Here is a 16,007-nt window from a genome sequence, read left to right as displayed (position 1 = left end):
TTCAGCCTTCCATCGCGAAGGAGCCCGTCGCGACGTCCCCCTTGGGCTCGTAGACCGCGATGATCACGCCGCTTTCCGAGACGCGGTGGTCGACGAGCTTGCAGGCTGTCGGCGCGGCGCCGGGAAGCGCCCGCTTGCCGCTGCCGAGGACGACCGGCATGGTGATCAGAAACAGCCGGTCGACCAGCCGCCGAGACAGGAGCTGCGGATAGATCGTGCTCGATCCCTGGACGATCAGCCGCGGCCCTTCGGTTTCTTTCAAAGTGGCCAGCGCGTCGAAATCCGCCAACCGATGGGAGTTGTTCCAGGCGAGCGGCTCCGTGGACGACGTCAGGACGTATTTCGCCGCCGTGTTCAGCGCGTCGGCGAAGGGATCGTTCTCGATCTTCGGCCAATGGCCCGCGAAGATCTCGTAGGTCCTGCGACCAAGCAGCAGGTCGAACGGTCCCTGGAAGAGTTCACCCATGAAGCCGATGAGGACCTCGTCGAAATGCGGCACGCCCCAGCCGCCGAAGGCAAAGCCGCCGCTTTCGTCTTCCTGCGGCCCGCCCGGCGCCTGGACGACGCCGTCGAGCGACTGGAACAATCCGGCAATCACCTGGCGCATGGGACGTCCTTCTGTCTTTCAACGATGTCGATGAGGGTCAGTAGCGAAGGCTCGGATACCAGTCGGCGCCGCGCCCCTCGGGCGTCGTGTCGAGGATGATCCAGAGGGGATTGAGGTCCGGCGCCATATGCGGGTCCTGGCCGGGATCGGCGATCTCGCTGCCGCCTTCCGGGGCCCAGAAGTGCCGGATCGTCCCGCCCTTGCGGGTAAAGACGTTGTAGGCCGGCATGTCGGCGTCAGGATCGCCGACATAGTCCTTGGTGTAGTCGCCGGAGACATCGCTGAAGAGCTTGAGGTTCCGCCAGCCGCGCTCGGCGGCAAGCTCGCGGATGCGCCCGATCGGCGAGCGGGCGACCGTGGCGAAGGCCACCCGCTGCTCGATATGCGGGACTTCGCCGTCCCAGGCGGTCATCGTCGCGCCGCACATCGGGCAGAGCGCCTTGCGGGCCGGCCCGTACATGAAGCTGTAGAGGACTAGCGTGTCGTGCCGGCCGAACAGATCGCCGAGCCCGACTTCGCCGTCCTCGCCGACGAAGCGATAGTCGGCGGTCACCTCGCCGCCTGGCGGCAGCTCCCGGCGCAGCGCGGCGACGCGGGCGATGTGGCGCCTCAGCTCGATCTCCTCGGCGAGAAGCGCTGTCCGCGCCTTGCGATAGTCGGCGCTCTCATTGGGAAAATGCGCCGGTTTCAGCCGCGCGAGCTCCGCCGCGGGCGTCAGTTCGCTATTCTGCATGTCTCGTCTCCGGAGGCTTTCGCGAATTGGGCCCGCGTCAGGCCGCCTGTTCGTAGCGGTGGGCGTTTTCGGCGAAGGGCTTCACCTGCTCGTCGAGGGCTTTTGCGAAGGCCGGCCGGGCGAGGCAGCGCTCGAGATAGGCCGAAAGGGCGGGAAATTTCGAAAGCACGTCGCAATGGCCGAGGTCGCGCAGCACCGTCGCCATCAGGATGTCAGGCGCGGAGAATTCGCCGGTCAGATACTCGGCCTCGCCGAGTGCGGCCTGAAGCTGGGCGAGCCGGGTCTCGACCGCCTTGATCGCGCGAGGCCGCAGCTTTTCCTTCACCTCGGCGTCGTCGATGAAGAACTCGACCTCGGCGAGGCGGGCGACCACCGGCTCGAGGGTGTTGAGGGCGGCGAAACACCAGGTGAGCGCCTTGCGCCGGCCGGCCGCGTCCTTCGGCAGGAGGTTGTCGCTCGCTTCGGCGATGGTCCAGACGATGGCACCGGATTCGAACATCGAGCCGCCGTCGAGGTCGATCACCGGAACCTGGGCGAAGGGCTGGCGGGCGAGATGCTCCGCCTCGGTCTTCTGCTGGTGGTCGATCAGCCGCGTCTCGTAAGGGGTCTCGGCCTCGTTGAGCGCCCAGCGAACCCTCAGGTCGCGCACATGGCCCTGGGCGAAGGACGGCACCCAGTCATAGGCCGTAACGACAACGGAATTGCCCTGCATCGAAACCTCCCCTTCGACTTGACGGATAGGTTGATATCAACATAAATGAACCATGTCAAACCGGAATGATTCGCCTCACGAACCGTTGAAGACCGTCGTCCCCTTCACGACGACGATCGACGTTCGCGACCGCTGCCTGTGCCTGCATACCCAGCGGGCTGCGCGGGCGATTGCGAGGCGGTTCGACGACGCCTTCCGGCCGCTGAACCTCACCGGCGGGCAGTTCTCGATCCTGATGTCGCTCAATCGCCCCGCGCCGCCGACGCTCGGCCAAGTGGCGCAGCTTCTCGGCCTCGATCGCACGACGCTGACCGCCAATCTCAAGCCACTGGAGCGCCGCGGCCTCGTCATCGTTTCGGCCGATCCGCAGGACAAGCGCTCGCGCCGGCCGCGCCTGACCGAGGAGGGTCTCAAGCTGCTCGTCAGGGCCGTGCCGCTGTGGGAGGAGACCCAGGCAGCGCTCGAAAAGGCTCTCGGCATCGCCGGTGAGGCCGACCGGCTGCGCGGCGACCTCAACGTCTTCGCCTGACGGCCGGTCCCCCGGCCTTGAGCGGCTTTCCGCGCCCGATGCCGCTCGTAGCCCCGGTTTCAGACGCCGGACCGGCGGCCGCCCCACCTCCCCAAGGGGGTCGCATTCCTTGCGTTGTCCGGCGTTTTGCCACATTGCCATGCTGGCAGAGGGCGGGGATTCGGGGACGCGAAGAAGGGGGTGTCGGTGAACGACCAATACGCAGACGGGGATCGTCGGGGCTATGGCGGCCGTTCGTTCAAGCCGTCGCCTGCCCCCAAGCCGCCGAGGCGCTCGCGCCATGCCCGCAATCAGGTGGTGGTGTTCCTGAACTTCTGCCTGTCGGCGGCGCTCTTCGTGGTGCTCGCGGCCGGCGCGCTGCTCTATTGGGGCAAGAGCGAATTCGACAGCCCGGGGCCGCTGAAGCAGGAGGCGACCTATGTGGTGCCGCGCTCCACCGGCGTCTCGGCGATCGCCTCCGGTCTCGAGGGCGAGGGCATCATTTCCAGCGCCGAAGTGTTCGAATACGGTGTTCGGCTTTCCGGCGCCGGCGGCCAGCTGAAGGCCGGCGAATTCGCCTTCCCGCCCGGTGCGTCGATGCGCCAGGTGATGGAGAAGCTGAAGAGCGGCGATTCGATCATGCACGCCGTGACCATTCCGGAAGGCTGGACGGTCAACCGCGCCTATGAGCGCATCGCCAATGCCGATTTCCTCTCCGGCGAGATGCCCGGCGAGGTGCCGGAGGGCACGTTGAAGCCCGACACCTATCTCGTCCAGCGCGGCGCCACCCGCAAGGAGATCGTCCGGCGGATGAAGACCGCCCAGGACCAGCTGGTCGAGGAGATCTGGAAGGGCCGCGACCCCGACCTGCCGATCAAGGACATCGGCCAGTTCATCACGCTCGCCTCGATCGTCGAGCGCGAGACCGGCATCGACGGCGAGCGGGCGCATGTCGCCTCGGTCTTCATCAACCGGCTGAAGAAGGGCATGCGGCTCGATTCCGACCCGACCTTCCTCTATGGCGTCTATGGCGGCGCCGGAAAGCCCTCCGGCCAGCCGGTGTCGCAGTCCGACAAGGACAGCGACACCCCCTACAACACCTACAAGGTCCGCGGCCTGCCGCCCGGCCCGATCGCCAATCCGGGCAAGGCGGCGCTCGAAGCCGTCGCCCATCCGATGGAGACCGACGACCTCTATTTCGTCGCCGACGGCACCGGCGGTCACGTCTTCTCGTCGAGCCTGAAAGAGCACAACAACAACGTCGCCAAGTACCGGGCGCTGGAGCGCCAGCGGGCGGCCGAGCGGGACGCGGCGCCGGGCAGCGGCGGCTGATCGGCGCGACAGCCGGAGACGGGCGATTTCTGCGGCCTTGCCGGGCCGGGACTTGATCCTTCGGCCGCGATGGGACACTCAATCGTCCAACGAAGCCGCTCGACCGTTTGGGGCCGCAGGCGGCAGGACCGACGACAAGAAGGGCGCGCGATGGCGGTGAGGAGCATGACGGGCTTTGCCCGGACCGAGGTCGAGACGGCTGCGGGCTCCTTCGTCTGGGAGCTGCGCGCGGTCAACGGCAAGGGCCTCGACGTCCGCTTCCGCCTGCCCCAGGGCATGGAGCATCTGGAAGCCGACCTGAAACGCCGTCTGTCGGCCGTCATCACCCGCGGCAATCTCCAGGCCAATCTGCAATGGCGGCGCGAGGGCGGCGCGCCGAGCCTCGTCGTCAACGAGGAGATGCTGTCGCGCCTGCTCGCCATGTCCGGCAAGCTGGTTGCCGAGGGCCATGCCGCACCGCCCACCGCCGACGGTCTCCTCGCCATCAAGGGGCTGATCGATATCGCCGAGGAGAGCCTCGACGAGACCGGTGCGAAAGCCCGCGACGCGGCAGTCGTCGCCGGCTTCGAGGATGCGCTGGCGCGGCTCGAGGAGGTCCGGCGCGAGGAGGGTGCGGCGCTGGCGAAGGTGCTTTCCGCCCGCCTCGGCGAGATCTCGGAACTGGCGGAAAAGGCCGACCGCGACCCTGCGCGCACCACCGAGGCGATCCGCAGGCGGCTTCAGGAACAGGTTGAGGCGCTGATCGGCGCCAGCGAGGATCTCGATCCCGCGCGGCTGCATCAGGAGGCCGCGATCCTCGCCGCCAAGGCCGACATCCGCGAGGAGATCGACCGGCTGCGCGCCCATCTGGCGGCGACCGGGACGCTTCTTGCCGACGGCGGCGTCATCGGCCGGCGGCTCGATTTTCTTTCGCAGGAATTTCACCGCGAATCGAATACGATCTGCTCCAAATCCAACGCAGCGTCGCTGACGGCCATCGGGCTCGACCTGAAGGTCGTCGTCGACCAGTTCCGCGAGCAGGTGCAGAACATCGAATGACCCTTCCGACCGACCTCGGCTCGACGCCGGACATCGCCCGCCGCGGCATCATGCTGGTGCTTTCTTCGCCCTCGGGGGCGGGCAAGTCGACGATCGCCCGCAACCTCCTCGAATTCGATCCCGCCTTCCAGCTGTCGGTCTCGGTGACCACCCGCAAGCGGCGCACCAGCGAGATCGACGGCATCCACTACCGCTTCGTCGACAAGCAGGAATTCGACCTCCTGCGCGCCGGCGACGGTCTGCTCGAATGGGCCGAGGTGCACGGCAATTTTTACGGCACGCCGCGCGCGCCGGCCGAACGGGCGATGCTGGAGGGCCGCGACATGCTCTTCGACATCGACTATCAGGGCGCGCTGCAGCTGCAGGAGAAGGCCAAGGACGACGTCGTCTCGATCTTCATCCTGCCGCCCTCGATGGAGGAGTTGAAGAACCGGCTGACGCGCCGCGCCGAGGATTCCGCCGAGACGATCGCTATCCGCCTGAAGAATGCCAAGGTCGAGATCGAACGCTGGCGCGACTACGACTATGTCGTCGTCAATGACGACCTCGACCGGGCGTTCCAGGCGGTGCGGGCGATCATTGCCGCCGAAAGGCTGAAGCGCGACCGCCGGCCGGGGCTCGAGGCCTTCACCAAGGTGCTGCTCGGCGACGAGGCCGGCTGAACGCCGCTTCCGCCGCCTGCCGAAGTGACCCCGTCGGCGCAGTGCCTGGTCTCGGCCTCAGCGTCCACCGACATTATTTCCGGCTGCTTGCGGCCGATGCGTTTTGAGGATGATCCCGCAATGAATCTCGACCTTTTGAAGCGGCTCTGCGAGACGCCGGGCGTTCCCGGCCGCGAGACCCGCGTGCGCGCCCTGATCGAGGCGGAGGCGAAGGGCCTCTTCGACGAGATGCGCACCGACGCCCTCGGCTCGCTGATCTGCACCCGCAAGGGCAAGGGCGCCAGCCCCGAGAAGATCCTTCTCCTCTGCCACATGGACGAGATCGGCTTCCTGGTCTCCCACGTCACCGACAAGGGCTTCGTCCATGTCGACCCGGTCGGCGGCTTCGATCCGCGCAACCTGTTCTCCCGCCGCGTCCTCGTCTGCACCGAGGACGGCGACATTCCGGGCGTGATGAATGCCGAGGGCAAGCCGATCCACATCCAGTCGCCGGACGAGCGCAAGAAGATGCCGGAGCCGAACGAGTTCGTCGTCGACACCGGTCTGGGTGCGGCCGCGAAAGAGAGGATCCGCGTCGGCGACTATGTCGTCATGCACGAGCCCTTCGAGGAGATGGGCGAGAAGATCGTTTCGAAAGCTCTCGACAACCGCATCGCCTGCTGGCTCGGCATCGAAGCGGTGAGGAAGCTGGTCGAGAACGGTCACGGCCACGACTGCGAACTGACCGTCGCCTTCACCGCCCAGGAGGAAGTCGGCCTGCGTGGTGCCAAGACCGCCTCCTACGGCGTCGCGCCGGACATCGCCATCGGCGTCGACACGACGCTCGCCTGCGACACGCCGGGGGTTCCCGAGAAGGACCGCACGACGGTCCAGGGCGCCGGTTTCGGCCTGCACATGAAGGACGGCTCCTTCATCGCCGACTACGCCCTGGTGCGCGAGATCGAGGAACTGGCGAAGGAAAAGGACATCGCCTGCCAGCGCACGATCCTTGCAAGGGGCGGGCAGGACGGCGCCGCGGCGCAGCAGGCCGGCGCCGGCGCGAGGGCGGTCGGCATCGTGGTGGGTACGCGCTACATCCACACCGTCGCCGAGATGATCGACAAGCGCGATCTTCGCGCCGCCCGTAAGATCCTGACAGCCTTCGTCGCGGCGCATTGAGCGACGCGAAGAACGCAAAACAACGGAAGCAAGACGTAACGAGACGTCTTGCTCCTCTTCATAAGACGGTATGCGAGGGCAAGGCGCCGACCGGGCGAGGGAACACTATCAAACGCTTCCCCGACCCCACACTCGTCTGCCGGACGGCCCGCCTCACATCTGTTCGAGCAGTGCCTCGGCGCTCGACTTGTCGGCCTGGCCGGGGCTTTCCTCGATGTTCAGCTGCTTGACCACGCCGTCCTCGACCAGCATCGAATAGCGCTTCGAGCGGACGCCGAGCCCGGCGACCGAGAGATCGATATCGAGGCCGAGCGCCTTGGTGAACTCGCCGTTGCCGTCGGAGAGGAACAGGATCTTGCCGCCCGCCTCGGTCGACTTCTCCCAGGCGCCCATGACGAAGATGTCGTTGACCGCGACCACCGCGATGGTGTCGACGCCCTTCTGGCGGAACTCGTCATTGTGGGTGACGAAGCCCGGCAGGTGGTTCATCGAGCAGGTCGGGGTGAAGGCGCCGGGAACGCCGAAGAGCACGACCTTTTTGCCGGAGAAGATCTCCTCGGTCGAAAGGTCCGCCGGGCCGTCCTCGGTGCGGGTCTTGACGGTGGCGTTCGGGATCTTGTCGCCGATGGCGATGGTCATGTCTGTCACTCCGCTGGATGGCAATGGCTGACGAACCCATGTGATCCGTCTCATCGCGTGTCGATCTGGCGCCTGGCGAAGGCTTGTCCAGCTTCGGTCTTCACGCTTTCGGCAATTGACCCTCTGAAAGCCCGCTCAGCGTCCCGAAACCACCGGCACGCCGGTCGCCTCGACGCCCTTGCCGCCATCGGTGAGGAGAAGGTCGACGGCCTCCGGCGCTCCTGCAGCTTCCGCCGGGCTCTCGGCGATCGGCACCGTGAAGACGGTGCTGCTGCCCTGTCGCATCGGCTTCCCGGGTTCGTCGAAGAACCAGCCGTCGCCGGAGGTTACGAAAAGCTCGGGCGTCTTGCCGGCCCCGCCAGCATCCTTGACCGAAACGTCCAGGCTCTTGCCGTCGGCGCCTGAGGTGACCGTGAAGCGGTCGTCGCCGGCCTCCTGAGGCAATGCGGCGAAGGCCGCGGCCACCGCCGCGTCGCCGGCAGCGCCGGAAGGTTCGGCCGTGAGCTCGGCCGAGACCGGGATGCAGATCTCCTTGCAGACGCCGAGAAACACCGAAGCCTTCACCGCATCGATGGTCTCGCCGGGCTCGACATCGAGCTCGAAAGCGAAGGCGGTTCTGCCCTCGTAGCCGTTGGCGCGGGTCGGCCCCTCGCCGAAGCGGGTGGGCGCCGGCAGATGCTGGTAGATGGTCTGGAAGCCGGCGGTCTTCGACAGGTCGATCTGCGGTGGGACACCCGAGGCGCCGGGATCGGTCCAGTAGGTGTGCCAGCCGGGCGCGAGATCGATCAGGAGTGCGGCACGCACCGCGCCATCCACCGGCTCTCCGGCGCGCACCAGCTGAAGCGTCACTTCCTCGTTGCGAAAGACGCCGGCGTCACCGCCCTCGGCAAAGGCTTCCGGCGAGGGGGCGAGGCCGGCAAGGAGGCCGAAACATCCGACAACCGCCGCGCAGCCCGACCGCAGGACGGCACCTCGGGGCCTGCGGAATGTCTCCCCCGGGCCAGCCGCAAGGCAGCCGTAACGGCGAAAAATGCCTGTCATTTGTCGGTCTCTCTTACCGTTTTCGCGCTGAGATAACGGGTTTTTTTCCGATTTGGAAAGCGCGTGGCAATTCTGCTCTGGTCATTATTCGGCGCGGATGTCACCTTGGTTTCACGGAAGCTTTTTCGCGCGTGATCCGAAATGATGGAAGCAGGTCTTCCGATGCTGGTTCCGGTGCGACATGTGCCGCCCTTGCGGTGCCTGATGCATCCATCGACCGGATGACGCGACACCGGATGCGCGTCAGGGCGCGGCGAGGGCGCCGCGAAGACGCGCGGCAACGCGTTCCGCAGTCGCAACCATGCGGGTGAGGTAGGATGAAGCTCGATATCGATCTCGATTCCGTCGAAGGTGACGTCGCCCACTCGCTGGAAGGGCATTTCCTGATCGCCATGCCGACGGTCAGCGACGAGCCCTTCGCCCGCACGGTGATCTATCTCTGCGCCCATTCGCCCAACGGCGCCATGGGCTTCATCATCAACAAGTCGCAACCGATGAGCTTTCCGGCGCTGCTAACCCAGCTCGGGGTCGTCGAGAGCGAGGACGATATCCGCCTGCCGTCGGGCGGGCGCGAGGTCTCGGTGTGCGTCGGCGGGCCGGTGGAAAAGGGGCGGGGCTTCGTCCTCCACTCCGACGACTACGATTCGGAATCGACCGTCCACGTCGCCGAGAACATCGCGCTGACGCCGACAGTCGACATTCTGAGGGCGATCTCGGAGGGGATGGGGCCGCGCACGGCGATCATGGCGCTCGGCTATTCCGGCTGGGCGCCGGGCCAGCTCGAGGAAGAGATCGCCGCCAATGGCTGGCTGACCTGCAAGGCCGATCTCGGCATCGTCTTCGACACCGATCTCGAGGCCAAGTACAAGCGGGCGCTCGGCCTGCTCGGCATCGAGCCGGCCTTCCTGGCGGGCGAGGCCGGCCACGCCTGAGAAAGTGGTGGGCGCGTTGGGACTCGAACCCAAGACCTACAGATTAAAAGTCCGTTGCTCTACCAACTGAGCTACGCGCCCGCGCCGGACGTTCGGTCCGGATGAGGGGCCTGATACGGAATCGGCGCCAAACAATCAACACCGCGCGTCAGCGCGCCAGGCGAAAGCCGGCGGGGGATGCCGCCGGGGCCATCCGTGCCGGGACGCCAGACGATCTCTCCGGCACCGTGCCTCGCGTCCCCTCGGCATCTCATTCGCAACGCGAGAGCGCCAAGTGTCCCGTCGGACGCGCAAGCGACACTCGAACCCTCGTGGTCACCGCATCGTGCTTTCCGAAAAAAGCGATTCCGACTTTCGGTCCGAAGCCGCAGGCCGGGCGCGCCGCGGTCCGTGCCCGGCACCGCGGCAGCCGGGCACCCGTCTCGTCAGGTGATGGGAGAAGCTTGCTCCTCACATCGCCTTCATCTTGTCGGTGACGGTCGAGACCCAGGCGCCTTCCGGCTTCTTGGTGATCACCGGGTCGGAGCCGCCGGACATCAGCACGTCGACGGTGTTCTCCGCCGCAGACGTGTCGAGCGTGCCGTCGGAGCCGTCGACCAGCTTGTTGATCTCGCCGACCATGCGCTTTTGATGCTCCTCGGTCTGGGCGCCGGTCATGTCGTTGTCGAGGACGATCTCGGCCGCCTCGTCGGGATGCTCGGCGGCATAGGCCCAGCCCTTCATCGAGGCCTTCACGAACTTGGCGAGGTCTTCGACCATCTTCGGGTCGTCGAGGCTTTTTTCGAGCACATACAGACCGTCCTCCAAAGTGGCGACGCCCTGGTCCTCGTATTTGAAGACGGTCAGTTCCTCGGCCGGGATGCCGGCGTCGATCACCTGCCAGTATTCGTTGTAGGTCATGGTCGAGATGCAGTCGGCCTGCTTCTGGATCAGCGGGTCGACATTGAAGCCCTGCTTGATGACGGTGACGCCGTCAGGACCGCCCTCGGTGGAAAGCCCGAGCTTCGACATCCAGGAGAGGAACGGATATTCGTTGCCGGAGAACCAGACGCCCAGCGTCTTGCCCTTGAAGTCCTCGGGCTTCTCGATGCCGGTATCCTTCCGGCAGGTGAGCTCCATGCCGGACTTCTTGAAGGGCTGGGCGATGTTGACCAGCGGCAGGCCCTTTTCCCTGGCAGCAAGAGCCGCCGGCATCCAGTCGACGATGACGTCAGCGCCGCCGCCGGCGATCACCTGTTCCGGGGCGATGTCCGGGCCGCCGGGCTTGATCGTCACGTCGAGGCCGGCCTCGTCATAATAGCCTTTCTCTTTGGCGACGTAGTAGCCGGCGAACTGGCCCTGGGTCACCCATTTCAGCTGCAGCGTCAGCGCGTCGGCCGCATGGGCAGAGCCGGCAAGGCCGGTGGCCGAAAGGCAGATCGCCATGCCGATCAGTGATGCTTTCATCTGAAATTCCCCTGTTGCTTGTTGTCGAAGCTTTGGCCGCCTATCCCTTGCGGACCGACGGATGCCAGAAGGTGGCGCGCCGCTCGATCAGCGCGATCGCGCCGTAGCTGAGCGAGCCGACGAGGGCGGCCACAGTGATCTCGGCCCAGACCATCGGCGTGTTCATCCGGCCGATCTCGGCGGAGATGCGAAAGCCCATGCCGACGATCGGCGTGCCGAAGAATTCCGCGACGATGGCGCCGATGAGGGCGAGGGTGGCGTTGATCTTCAGGGCATTGAAGATGAAGGGCAGCGCCGCCGGCAGCCGCAGCTTGAAAAGCGTCTGGCCGTGGCTCGCGGCATAGGTGCGCATCAGGTCGCGCTCCATGGCGGAGGAGGCGGCAAGGCCGGCGACGGTGTTCACCAGCATCGGAAAGAAGGTCATGACGACGACGACGGCCGCCTTGGACGGCCAGTCGAAGCCGAACCACATGACCATGATCGGCGCGACGCCGACGATGGGAAGGGCGGAGACGAGATTGCCGATCGGCAGGAGGCCGCGTTTGAGAAACGGCGACCGGTCGACGAGGAGGGCGGTGAGGAACCCGGCGCCGCAGCCGAGGACGTAGCCGGCGATCACCGCCTTCAGGAAGGTCTGGACGAAATCGGCAAAGAGCAGCCCGGCCGAGGAGACGATCGTCGCCGCGATCGCCGAGGGCGGCGGAAGGAGCACCGGCGGAACGTTCAGGCCGCGCACGACGCATTCCCACAGGAAGAGCAGCGTCACGCCGAAGGTGAGCGGGATGGCGATCGCGAGGGCCCGCCCCGCTGCCGGTGATTTCGGCTGCAGCCGCGCCATCGTGGCGGTCAGCGCCCAGGCGGCGGCCCAGACGGCGAGAGCGGCGAGGGCGAGCAGCCAGCCGCCGTCCGGCAGCAGCATGATGGCCGCCAGCGCGAGGAGTGCGGTCAAGACGGCAAGGCCGCCGAGCCGTGTCGCCGGCGATTGGGAGCCTCGAAGAGCGGGGGCGAGGCTGGCTTTGCTCACCGCAGCATCCCCTGCCGCCGCAGCGCCGCCCTCTCGCAGAGCCCGACCAGCCAGACGAGGACGGCAGCCATCAGCGAGGCCATCACCAGCGCCGACCAGATCTGGATCGTCTGGCCATAATAGGAGCCGGCGAGAAGCCGCGCGCCGAGACCTGCCACCGCGCCGGTCGGCAGTTCGCCGACGATGGCCCCGACGAGGGAAGCCGCGACCGCCACCTTCATCGAGGTGAAGAGAAACGGCAGCGAGGCGGGAAAGCGCAGCTTGACCAGCGTCTGCAGCGAGTTCGCCGAATAGGAGTGCATCAGGTCGATCAGCATCCGGTCCGGCGAACGCAGCCCCTTCACCATACCGACGGTGACCGGGAAGAAGGAGAGATAGGTCGAGATGAACGCCTTCGGAAGAAGCCCCTGCACCCCCATGGAATTCAGGACCACGATGATCATCGGCGCGATGGCGAGGATCGGGATGGTCTGGGAGATCACCACCCAGGGCATCAGGCTCTTGTCGAGGGTTCGCGAGAACAGGATGCCGACGGCGAGAAGCACGCCGAGGGCCGAGCCGAAGAGAAAGCCGAGCAGCGTCGAGGAGAGCGTCACCCAGGCATGGAAGAGCAGCGAGCGCGGCGAAGTCGGCCGCACCTCGAAGACCGTCTTCCAGACTTCGGCGACGATCTGATGCGGCACCGGGAGCACCGGGCGCTCGGCCGACCAGGTGGCGGCGACGGCGTTCAAGGTCGAATAGTCGCCGGCCCGGGCGAGCTTGTCGGTCTCTGTCGCCCAGTTGACGCCGATGGCGGCGCAGTACCAGAGGCCGAGAATGGCGAGGCAGACGGCGATGACGGGGATGGTCCTGCCCTCGGCCCGCCGCCGCAGGAAGCGGCCGACGGGGCCGGCATAGCCGATGCCGGCGGAAGGTTCTGCAATGGCGGGCGAGGCGCTTATGGCAGGTCCTTTCCGGTTCCCCTGACGTCGTGCGACGGCATCGCCCACCGTCGCCGGGAGACTGGAAAAGGTCAAGGGCGGGTGGGGGAAAGATGAAACCGGGCGAACACGTCGGAACGCCGTCATCCTCGGGCTTGTCCCGAGGATCTGCTGCCGCCGGCACACCAGAAGCATCACAGACCGACCTTCCGCTGGCGGACGGTCTGACGATCAACCCGCAGTAGATCCTCGGGACAAGCCCGAGGATGACGCCGCGTCGACATATGTCTCTAAAAATGCGGACGTTCAGGCGATGCGCTGACAGTCGCGCTTCCTCGTTGCAGCCGGGCTGACGTCCTCTGCATCAGGACGCACTGGAGGCACGAACGGGGCGCCCGCGCCGCAGCCTGGTCGGGCGGACGCCGATCCTCTCACCCGCGCAGCATCTCCGCCACCATCGGCGAGAAGTAGGTGAGGATGCCCGACGCCCCGGCGCGCTTGTAGGCCGACAGCGTCTCGACCATCGCCTTTTCGCCGTCCATCCAGCCGTTCTCAGCCGCCGCCATGATCATCGAGTATTCGCCCGAGGTCTGGTAGGCGAAGGTCGGCACGCCGAATTCGGCGGCAAGCCGGGCAAGGATGTCGAGATAGGGAAGACCCGGCTTGACCATGATCATGTCGGCGCCCTCGGCGAGGTCCTGGGCGGCTTCGCGTAGCGCCTCGTCGGTGTTGCCGTAGTCCATCTGATAGGTGCGCTTGTCGCCCTTCAGCATGCCGCCGGAGCCGACCGCGTCGCGGAACGGCCCGTAGAAGGCCGAGGCGTATTTGGCGCTGTAGGCCATGATCATCGCGTCCCGGCAGCCGGCGGCGTCGAGAGCGTGGCGGATGCAGGCGACGCGTCCGTCCATCATGTCGGACGGGCCGATGATGTCGCAGCCGGCCTCGGCCTGGACGACCGCCTGGCGGCAGAGAAGCTCAACGGATTCGTCATTGAGGATGCGCTCGCCCCGCATCACCCCGTCATGGCCGTGGCTGGTATAGGGATCGAGGGCGACGTCGCAGAGAATGCCGACCTCCGGCACCGCCGCCTTCATCGCCCGCGTGGCGCGGCAGACGAGATTGTCGGGGTTGAGCGCCTCGCTGCCCGTCTCGTCGCGCAAGCCGGGGTCGGTATAGGGAAACAGCGCGATGACCGGGATCGCGAGGTCGCGGGCCCGCTTCGCCGCCTCGACGCAGCCTTCCACCGTCAGCCGGTCGACCCCCGGCATCGAGGCCACCGGCTGCTTCTCGCCGCTGCCCTCGCGCACGAAGATCGGCCAGATCAGATCGGCGGTGGAGAGCTGGGTCTCGCGCACCAGCCGCCGGCTCCAGTCGGCCTGGCGCAGGCGGCGCAGGCGCGTGCCGCCGGTTACGGCGTCGATGCGCTCGGTGGTGGAGACGGAAAAATTCGTCATGGCGGCTGTCCGTTTCTGGTGGCGCGGCATGGGTCATGCGCCGGGCGGCCCCATTCGCGCCGTCCACGCAAGCGGTCCGATTCCGACATTTGGTACTGTCTTGTGACACTGACCCGGCAAATGTCGGAATCGAAAGACCACTCGCCAAGTCAGTGCTTCTCGTGGAATTCCGAATTTGACATTCGATGCGTCTCCCGACCTCGCCCGGGACTCGAGTGTCAAATTCAATCCACCAGAGCTTTGCCTATGCCCTTGTGGCGAAAGCCGCAAGATTGACCTTTCGCCCCGCCAGGCACTAGGTTCCGCAGCCCGGCGGCCCGGCCATGCCGACGATCCGCCGGCGCAAGCGACGCGATCCCGGGGCGAGGCCGACCATGACCATCGAGCTGTCGGGCGAATCGAAGGCGACCAGCCTCAATCGCCGGCTCACCGTCTGGCTCTACCGGCTGGCGGGGCTCCTTCTGTTTTCCGTCGGCATCTTCTACTGGGTCCGGCTGATCGGCATCGACGCCGCCCATCTCGGCCGCTTTGACCTGATGCCGATCTGGTGGCGCATCGCCGCGCCGGCGCTGGCGGTGCTCTATCCGGTGGCCGGCATCGGCCTCTGGATGACGGCGGGATGGGGGGCGGTGATCTGGGTGCTGATCGCCATCATCGAGGTGGTGATGCATCTCGGCTTTCCGGACCTCTTCGGCCCGAACGCTCTCGGCCTCGTCGCTCACGCCCTCGGCCTTGGAACGCTGGCGGTGCTGCGCCTCCTAGCCTGGCGCGAGGATGGCCGGCGGCTCGGGCGCTGAGCCGGCCCGGCGGGCAGGCGAAGGAAAATCGTTAAGCAAGAAATTCGTTCGACCGCCGTAAGATCGTGTTAAGTCTGAGGTTTAAGTCGAATTTTAGATGCGCCGCGTAGATTGGTCTCCAAGATGGATAGACAAAACAATAATCCATCACTTCAACAGCGGAGCAATATCATGGTCACGACCAACAAGACGCAGACGGTTCCTGTTCAGGAAGAAAAGACGGAACTGAAGTCTCTCTACCTCGAAACACTGCAGCTGGTCGAGCGGCTTCACCGCCGTCTGCTGGACGTGATCAAGGACGAGTTCGACCGGGCCGGTCGCACCGACATCAACGCCGTGCAGGCTCTGCTCCTGTTCAATATCGGCGACTCGGTGCTGACCGCCGGCGAGCTTCGCACCCGCGGCTTCTATCTCGGCTCGAACGTCTCCTACAATCTGAAGAAGCTCGTCGAGCTCGGCTTCATCGACCACCAGAAGTCCCGCGTCGACCGCCGCGCCGTCCGGGTGTCGCTGACCGAAACCGGCATGGAGGTCGCCCAGGTCGTCGCCGACCTCTACGACCGCCACATCGGCTCGATCGACAAGGTCGGTGGCCTCGACGAGCAGGAATTCACCAAGATGAACAAGGCGCTGCAGCGTCTCGACCGGTTCTGGAACGACCAGATCCTCTATCGCCTCTGATCGTCGCCTGACCTCCAGCGATCATGGTGCTCCGATCCGCCCCGGGTTTTCCCGCGGGCGGCGTCGGCGCATGTTGTTGTGGCGGTGGTGAGGGCATCGCCGCGATGTGACTCCACGTCGTCGCACTTGTGGAGCCGCGTGCATAGATGACGCGTCCTGTCGGACGTACGGCGTCAGGCGCCCCCCTCTGCCTGCCGGCATCTCCCCCGCAAGGGCAGGCGAATCGCATATGGCCGGCGGTGATTTGAAGCTGATCGGGCTTGCGGTTTTGGCTCTGATTGATTCTGGAAGCATCCATGGAGATGTCCCGTGGAGGCGAAGAT

17 protein-coding genes and 1 tRNA gene are annotated in these 16,007 nt (G+C 66.2%); 8 read left to right on the top strand and 10 right to left on the bottom strand.

All coding sequences use genetic code 11. The features are described 5' to 3' along the window. Nucleotide 1: 1 nt before the first annotated feature. From E3C22_RS21530 to E3C22_RS21520, 3 genes are read right to left on the bottom strand one after another with little or no spacing between them, the layout of a single operon-like run. Nucleotides 2–607 (bottom strand): dihydrofolate reductase family protein, encoded by a 606-nt coding sequence (locus E3C22_RS21530; RefSeq protein ID WP_134763950.1) that lies wholly within the window; start codon nt 605–607, stop codon nt 2–4. 37 nt (nt 608–644) lie between these two features. Beyond that, nucleotides 645–1,340: a DUF899 family protein gene (locus E3C22_RS21525; RefSeq protein WP_134763949.1), complete on the bottom strand. Its 696-nt coding sequence runs from the start codon at nt 1,338–1,340 to the stop codon at nt 645–647. A 37-nt stretch (nt 1,341–1,377) separates the two neighbouring features. Beyond that, on the bottom strand, nt 1,378–2,052 hold the full coding sequence (locus tag E3C22_RS21520; protein ID WP_134763948.1) for a glutathione S-transferase family protein: 675 nt from the start codon (nt 2,050–2,052) through the stop codon (nt 1,378–1,380). A 52-nt stretch (nt 2,053–2,104) separates the two neighbouring features. On the opposite strand from E3C22_RS21520, the gene E3C22_RS21515 reads away from it, so the two are divergent. From E3C22_RS21515 to E3C22_RS21495, 5 genes are all read left to right on the top strand, one after another. Next, entirely contained in the window at nt 2,105–2,581 is a 477-nt protein-coding gene (locus E3C22_RS21515) for a MarR family winged helix-turn-helix transcriptional regulator (protein WP_134763947.1), read from the top strand. Between the two features lie 186 nt (nt 2,582–2,767). Next, nucleotides 2,768–3,892 carry an endolytic transglycosylase MltG gene (gene mltG / locus E3C22_RS21510; RefSeq protein ID WP_134763946.1) on the top strand — a complete coding sequence of 375 codons (1,125 nt, stop codon included), beginning with the start codon at nt 2,768–2,770 and terminating at the stop codon, nt 3,890–3,892. 150 nt (nt 3,893–4,042) lie between these two features. Beyond that, the gene (locus E3C22_RS21505) at nt 4,043–4,930 is read left to right on the top strand and encodes a YicC/YloC family endoribonuclease (protein WP_134763945.1); all 888 of its coding nucleotides are present in this window, start codon (nt 4,043–4,045) and stop codon (nt 4,928–4,930) included. Next, nucleotides 4,927–5,592, top strand: a complete 666-nt coding sequence (gmk, locus tag E3C22_RS21500; protein WP_134763944.1) for a guanylate kinase — start codon at nt 4,927–4,929, stop codon at nt 5,590–5,592. The genes E3C22_RS21505 and gmk overlap by 4 nt, the downstream gene beginning before the upstream one ends. A gap of 120 nt (nt 5,593–5,712) precedes the next feature. Further along, complete coding sequence (locus E3C22_RS21495; RefSeq protein WP_134763943.1) at nt 5,713–6,750, top strand: M42 family metallopeptidase; 1,038 nt, start codon at nt 5,713–5,715, stop codon at nt 6,748–6,750. Nucleotides 6,751–6,903: 153 nt separating this feature from the next. On the opposite strand, the gene E3C22_RS21490 is transcribed toward E3C22_RS21495, so the two are convergent. Beyond that, nucleotides 6,904–7,389, bottom strand: a complete 486-nt coding sequence (locus E3C22_RS21490) for a peroxiredoxin (protein WP_134763942.1) — start codon at nt 7,387–7,389, stop codon at nt 6,904–6,906. Between the two features lie 135 nt (nt 7,390–7,524). Then, nucleotides 7,525–8,430, bottom strand: a complete 906-nt coding sequence (locus E3C22_RS21485) for a protein-disulfide reductase DsbD domain-containing protein (protein ID WP_134763941.1) — start codon at nt 8,428–8,430, stop codon at nt 7,525–7,527. A 317-nt stretch (nt 8,431–8,747) separates the two neighbouring features. On the opposite strand from E3C22_RS21485, the gene E3C22_RS21480 reads away from it, so the two are divergent. Further along, nucleotides 8,748–9,362: a YqgE/AlgH family protein gene (locus E3C22_RS21480; protein ID WP_134763940.1), complete on the top strand. Its 615-nt coding sequence runs from the start codon at nt 8,748–8,750 to the stop codon at nt 9,360–9,362. A 5-nt stretch (nt 9,363–9,367) separates the two neighbouring features. Here E3C22_RS21480 and E3C22_RS21475 read toward each other — a convergent pair. From E3C22_RS21475 to hemB, 5 genes are all read right to left on the bottom strand, one after another. Further along, nucleotides 9,368–9,443, bottom strand: a tRNA-Lys gene (locus E3C22_RS21475). Nucleotides 9,444–9,812: 369 nt separating this feature from the next. After that, nucleotides 9,813–10,808: an ABC transporter substrate-binding protein gene (locus tag E3C22_RS21470; protein ID WP_134763939.1), complete on the bottom strand. Its 996-nt coding sequence runs from the start codon at nt 10,806–10,808 to the stop codon at nt 9,813–9,815. 40 nt (nt 10,809–10,848) lie between these two features. Further along, entirely contained in the window at nt 10,849–11,931 is a 1,083-nt protein-coding gene (locus E3C22_RS21465) for an ABC transporter permease (RefSeq protein WP_425365002.1), read from the bottom strand. Continuing rightward, nucleotides 11,829–12,734: an ABC transporter permease gene (locus tag E3C22_RS21460; protein ID WP_425365001.1), complete on the bottom strand. Its 906-nt coding sequence runs from the start codon at nt 12,732–12,734 to the stop codon at nt 11,829–11,831. The genes E3C22_RS21465 and E3C22_RS21460 overlap by 103 nt, the downstream gene beginning before the upstream one ends. A 449-nt stretch (nt 12,735–13,183) precedes the next feature. Then, on the bottom strand, nt 13,184–14,206 hold the full coding sequence (hemB, locus tag E3C22_RS21455) for a porphobilinogen synthase (RefSeq protein ID WP_134763937.1): 1,023 nt from the start codon (nt 14,204–14,206) through the stop codon (nt 13,184–13,186). 374 nt (nt 14,207–14,580) lie between these two features. Between hemB and E3C22_RS21450 the strand changes: the two genes are divergently transcribed. Further along, complete coding sequence (locus E3C22_RS21450) at nt 14,581–15,003, top strand: DUF6163 family protein (protein ID WP_134763936.1); 423 nt, start codon at nt 14,581–14,583, stop codon at nt 15,001–15,003. Nucleotides 15,004–15,174: 171 nt separating this feature from the next. Beyond that, a complete protein-coding gene (gene ldtR / locus E3C22_RS21445) occupies nt 15,175–15,684 on the top strand; it encodes a transcriptional regulator LdtR (protein WP_134763935.1) in 510 nt (169 codons plus the stop codon). Nucleotides 15,685–16,007: the final 323 nt, after the last annotated feature.

The organism is Jiella endophytica (genome assembly GCF_004519335.1).
Classification (GTDB): Bacteria; Pseudomonadota; Alphaproteobacteria; order Rhizobiales; family Rhizobiaceae; genus Jiella; species Jiella endophytica.
Note: the sequence above shows the minus strand (reverse complement) of the source record. Positions and strands in the feature narration are given on the sequence as shown.

Bases quoted from the DNA above. Each gene is read 5' to 3' on its own strand.
- E3C22_RS21530 (WP_134763950.1), bottom strand. From the start codon at position 607: ATGCGCCAGGTGATTGCCGGATTGTTCCAGTCGCTCGACGGCGTCGTC.
- E3C22_RS21525 (WP_134763949.1), bottom strand. From the start codon at position 1,340: ATGCAGAATAGCGAACTGACGCCCGCGGCGGAGCTCGCGCGGCTGAAA.
- E3C22_RS21520 (WP_134763948.1), bottom strand. From the start codon at position 2,052: ATGCAGGGCAATTCCGTTGTCGTTACGGCCTATGACTGGGTGCCGTCC.
- E3C22_RS21515 (WP_134763947.1), top strand. From the start codon at position 2,105: ATGTCAAACCGGAATGATTCGCCTCACGAACCGTTGAAGACCGTCGTC.
- E3C22_RS21505 (WP_134763945.1), top strand. From the start codon at position 4,043: ATGGCGGTGAGGAGCATGACGGGCTTTGCCCGGACCGAGGTCGAGACG.
- gmk (WP_134763944.1), top strand. From the start codon at position 4,927: ATGACCCTTCCGACCGACCTCGGCTCGACGCCGGACATCGCCCGCCGC.
- E3C22_RS21495 (WP_134763943.1), top strand. From the start codon at position 5,713: ATGAATCTCGACCTTTTGAAGCGGCTCTGCGAGACGCCGGGCGTTCCC.
- E3C22_RS21490 (WP_134763942.1), bottom strand. From the start codon at position 7,389: ATGACCATCGCCATCGGCGACAAGATCCCGAACGCCACCGTCAAGACC.
- E3C22_RS21485 (WP_134763941.1), bottom strand. From the start codon at position 8,430: ATGACAGGCATTTTTCGCCGTTACGGCTGCCTTGCGGCTGGCCCGGGG.
- E3C22_RS21480 (WP_134763940.1), top strand. From the start codon at position 8,748: ATGAAGCTCGATATCGATCTCGATTCCGTCGAAGGTGACGTCGCCCAC.
- E3C22_RS21470 (WP_134763939.1), bottom strand. From the start codon at position 10,808: ATGAAAGCATCACTGATCGGCATGGCGATCTGCCTTTCGGCCACCGGC.
- hemB (WP_134763937.1), bottom strand. From the start codon at position 14,206: ATGACGAATTTTTCCGTCTCCACCACCGAGCGCATCGACGCCGTAACC.
- E3C22_RS21450 (WP_134763936.1), top strand. From the start codon at position 14,581: ATGACCATCGAGCTGTCGGGCGAATCGAAGGCGACCAGCCTCAATCGC.
- ldtR (WP_134763935.1), top strand. From the start codon at position 15,175: ATGGTCACGACCAACAAGACGCAGACGGTTCCTGTTCAGGAAGAAAAG.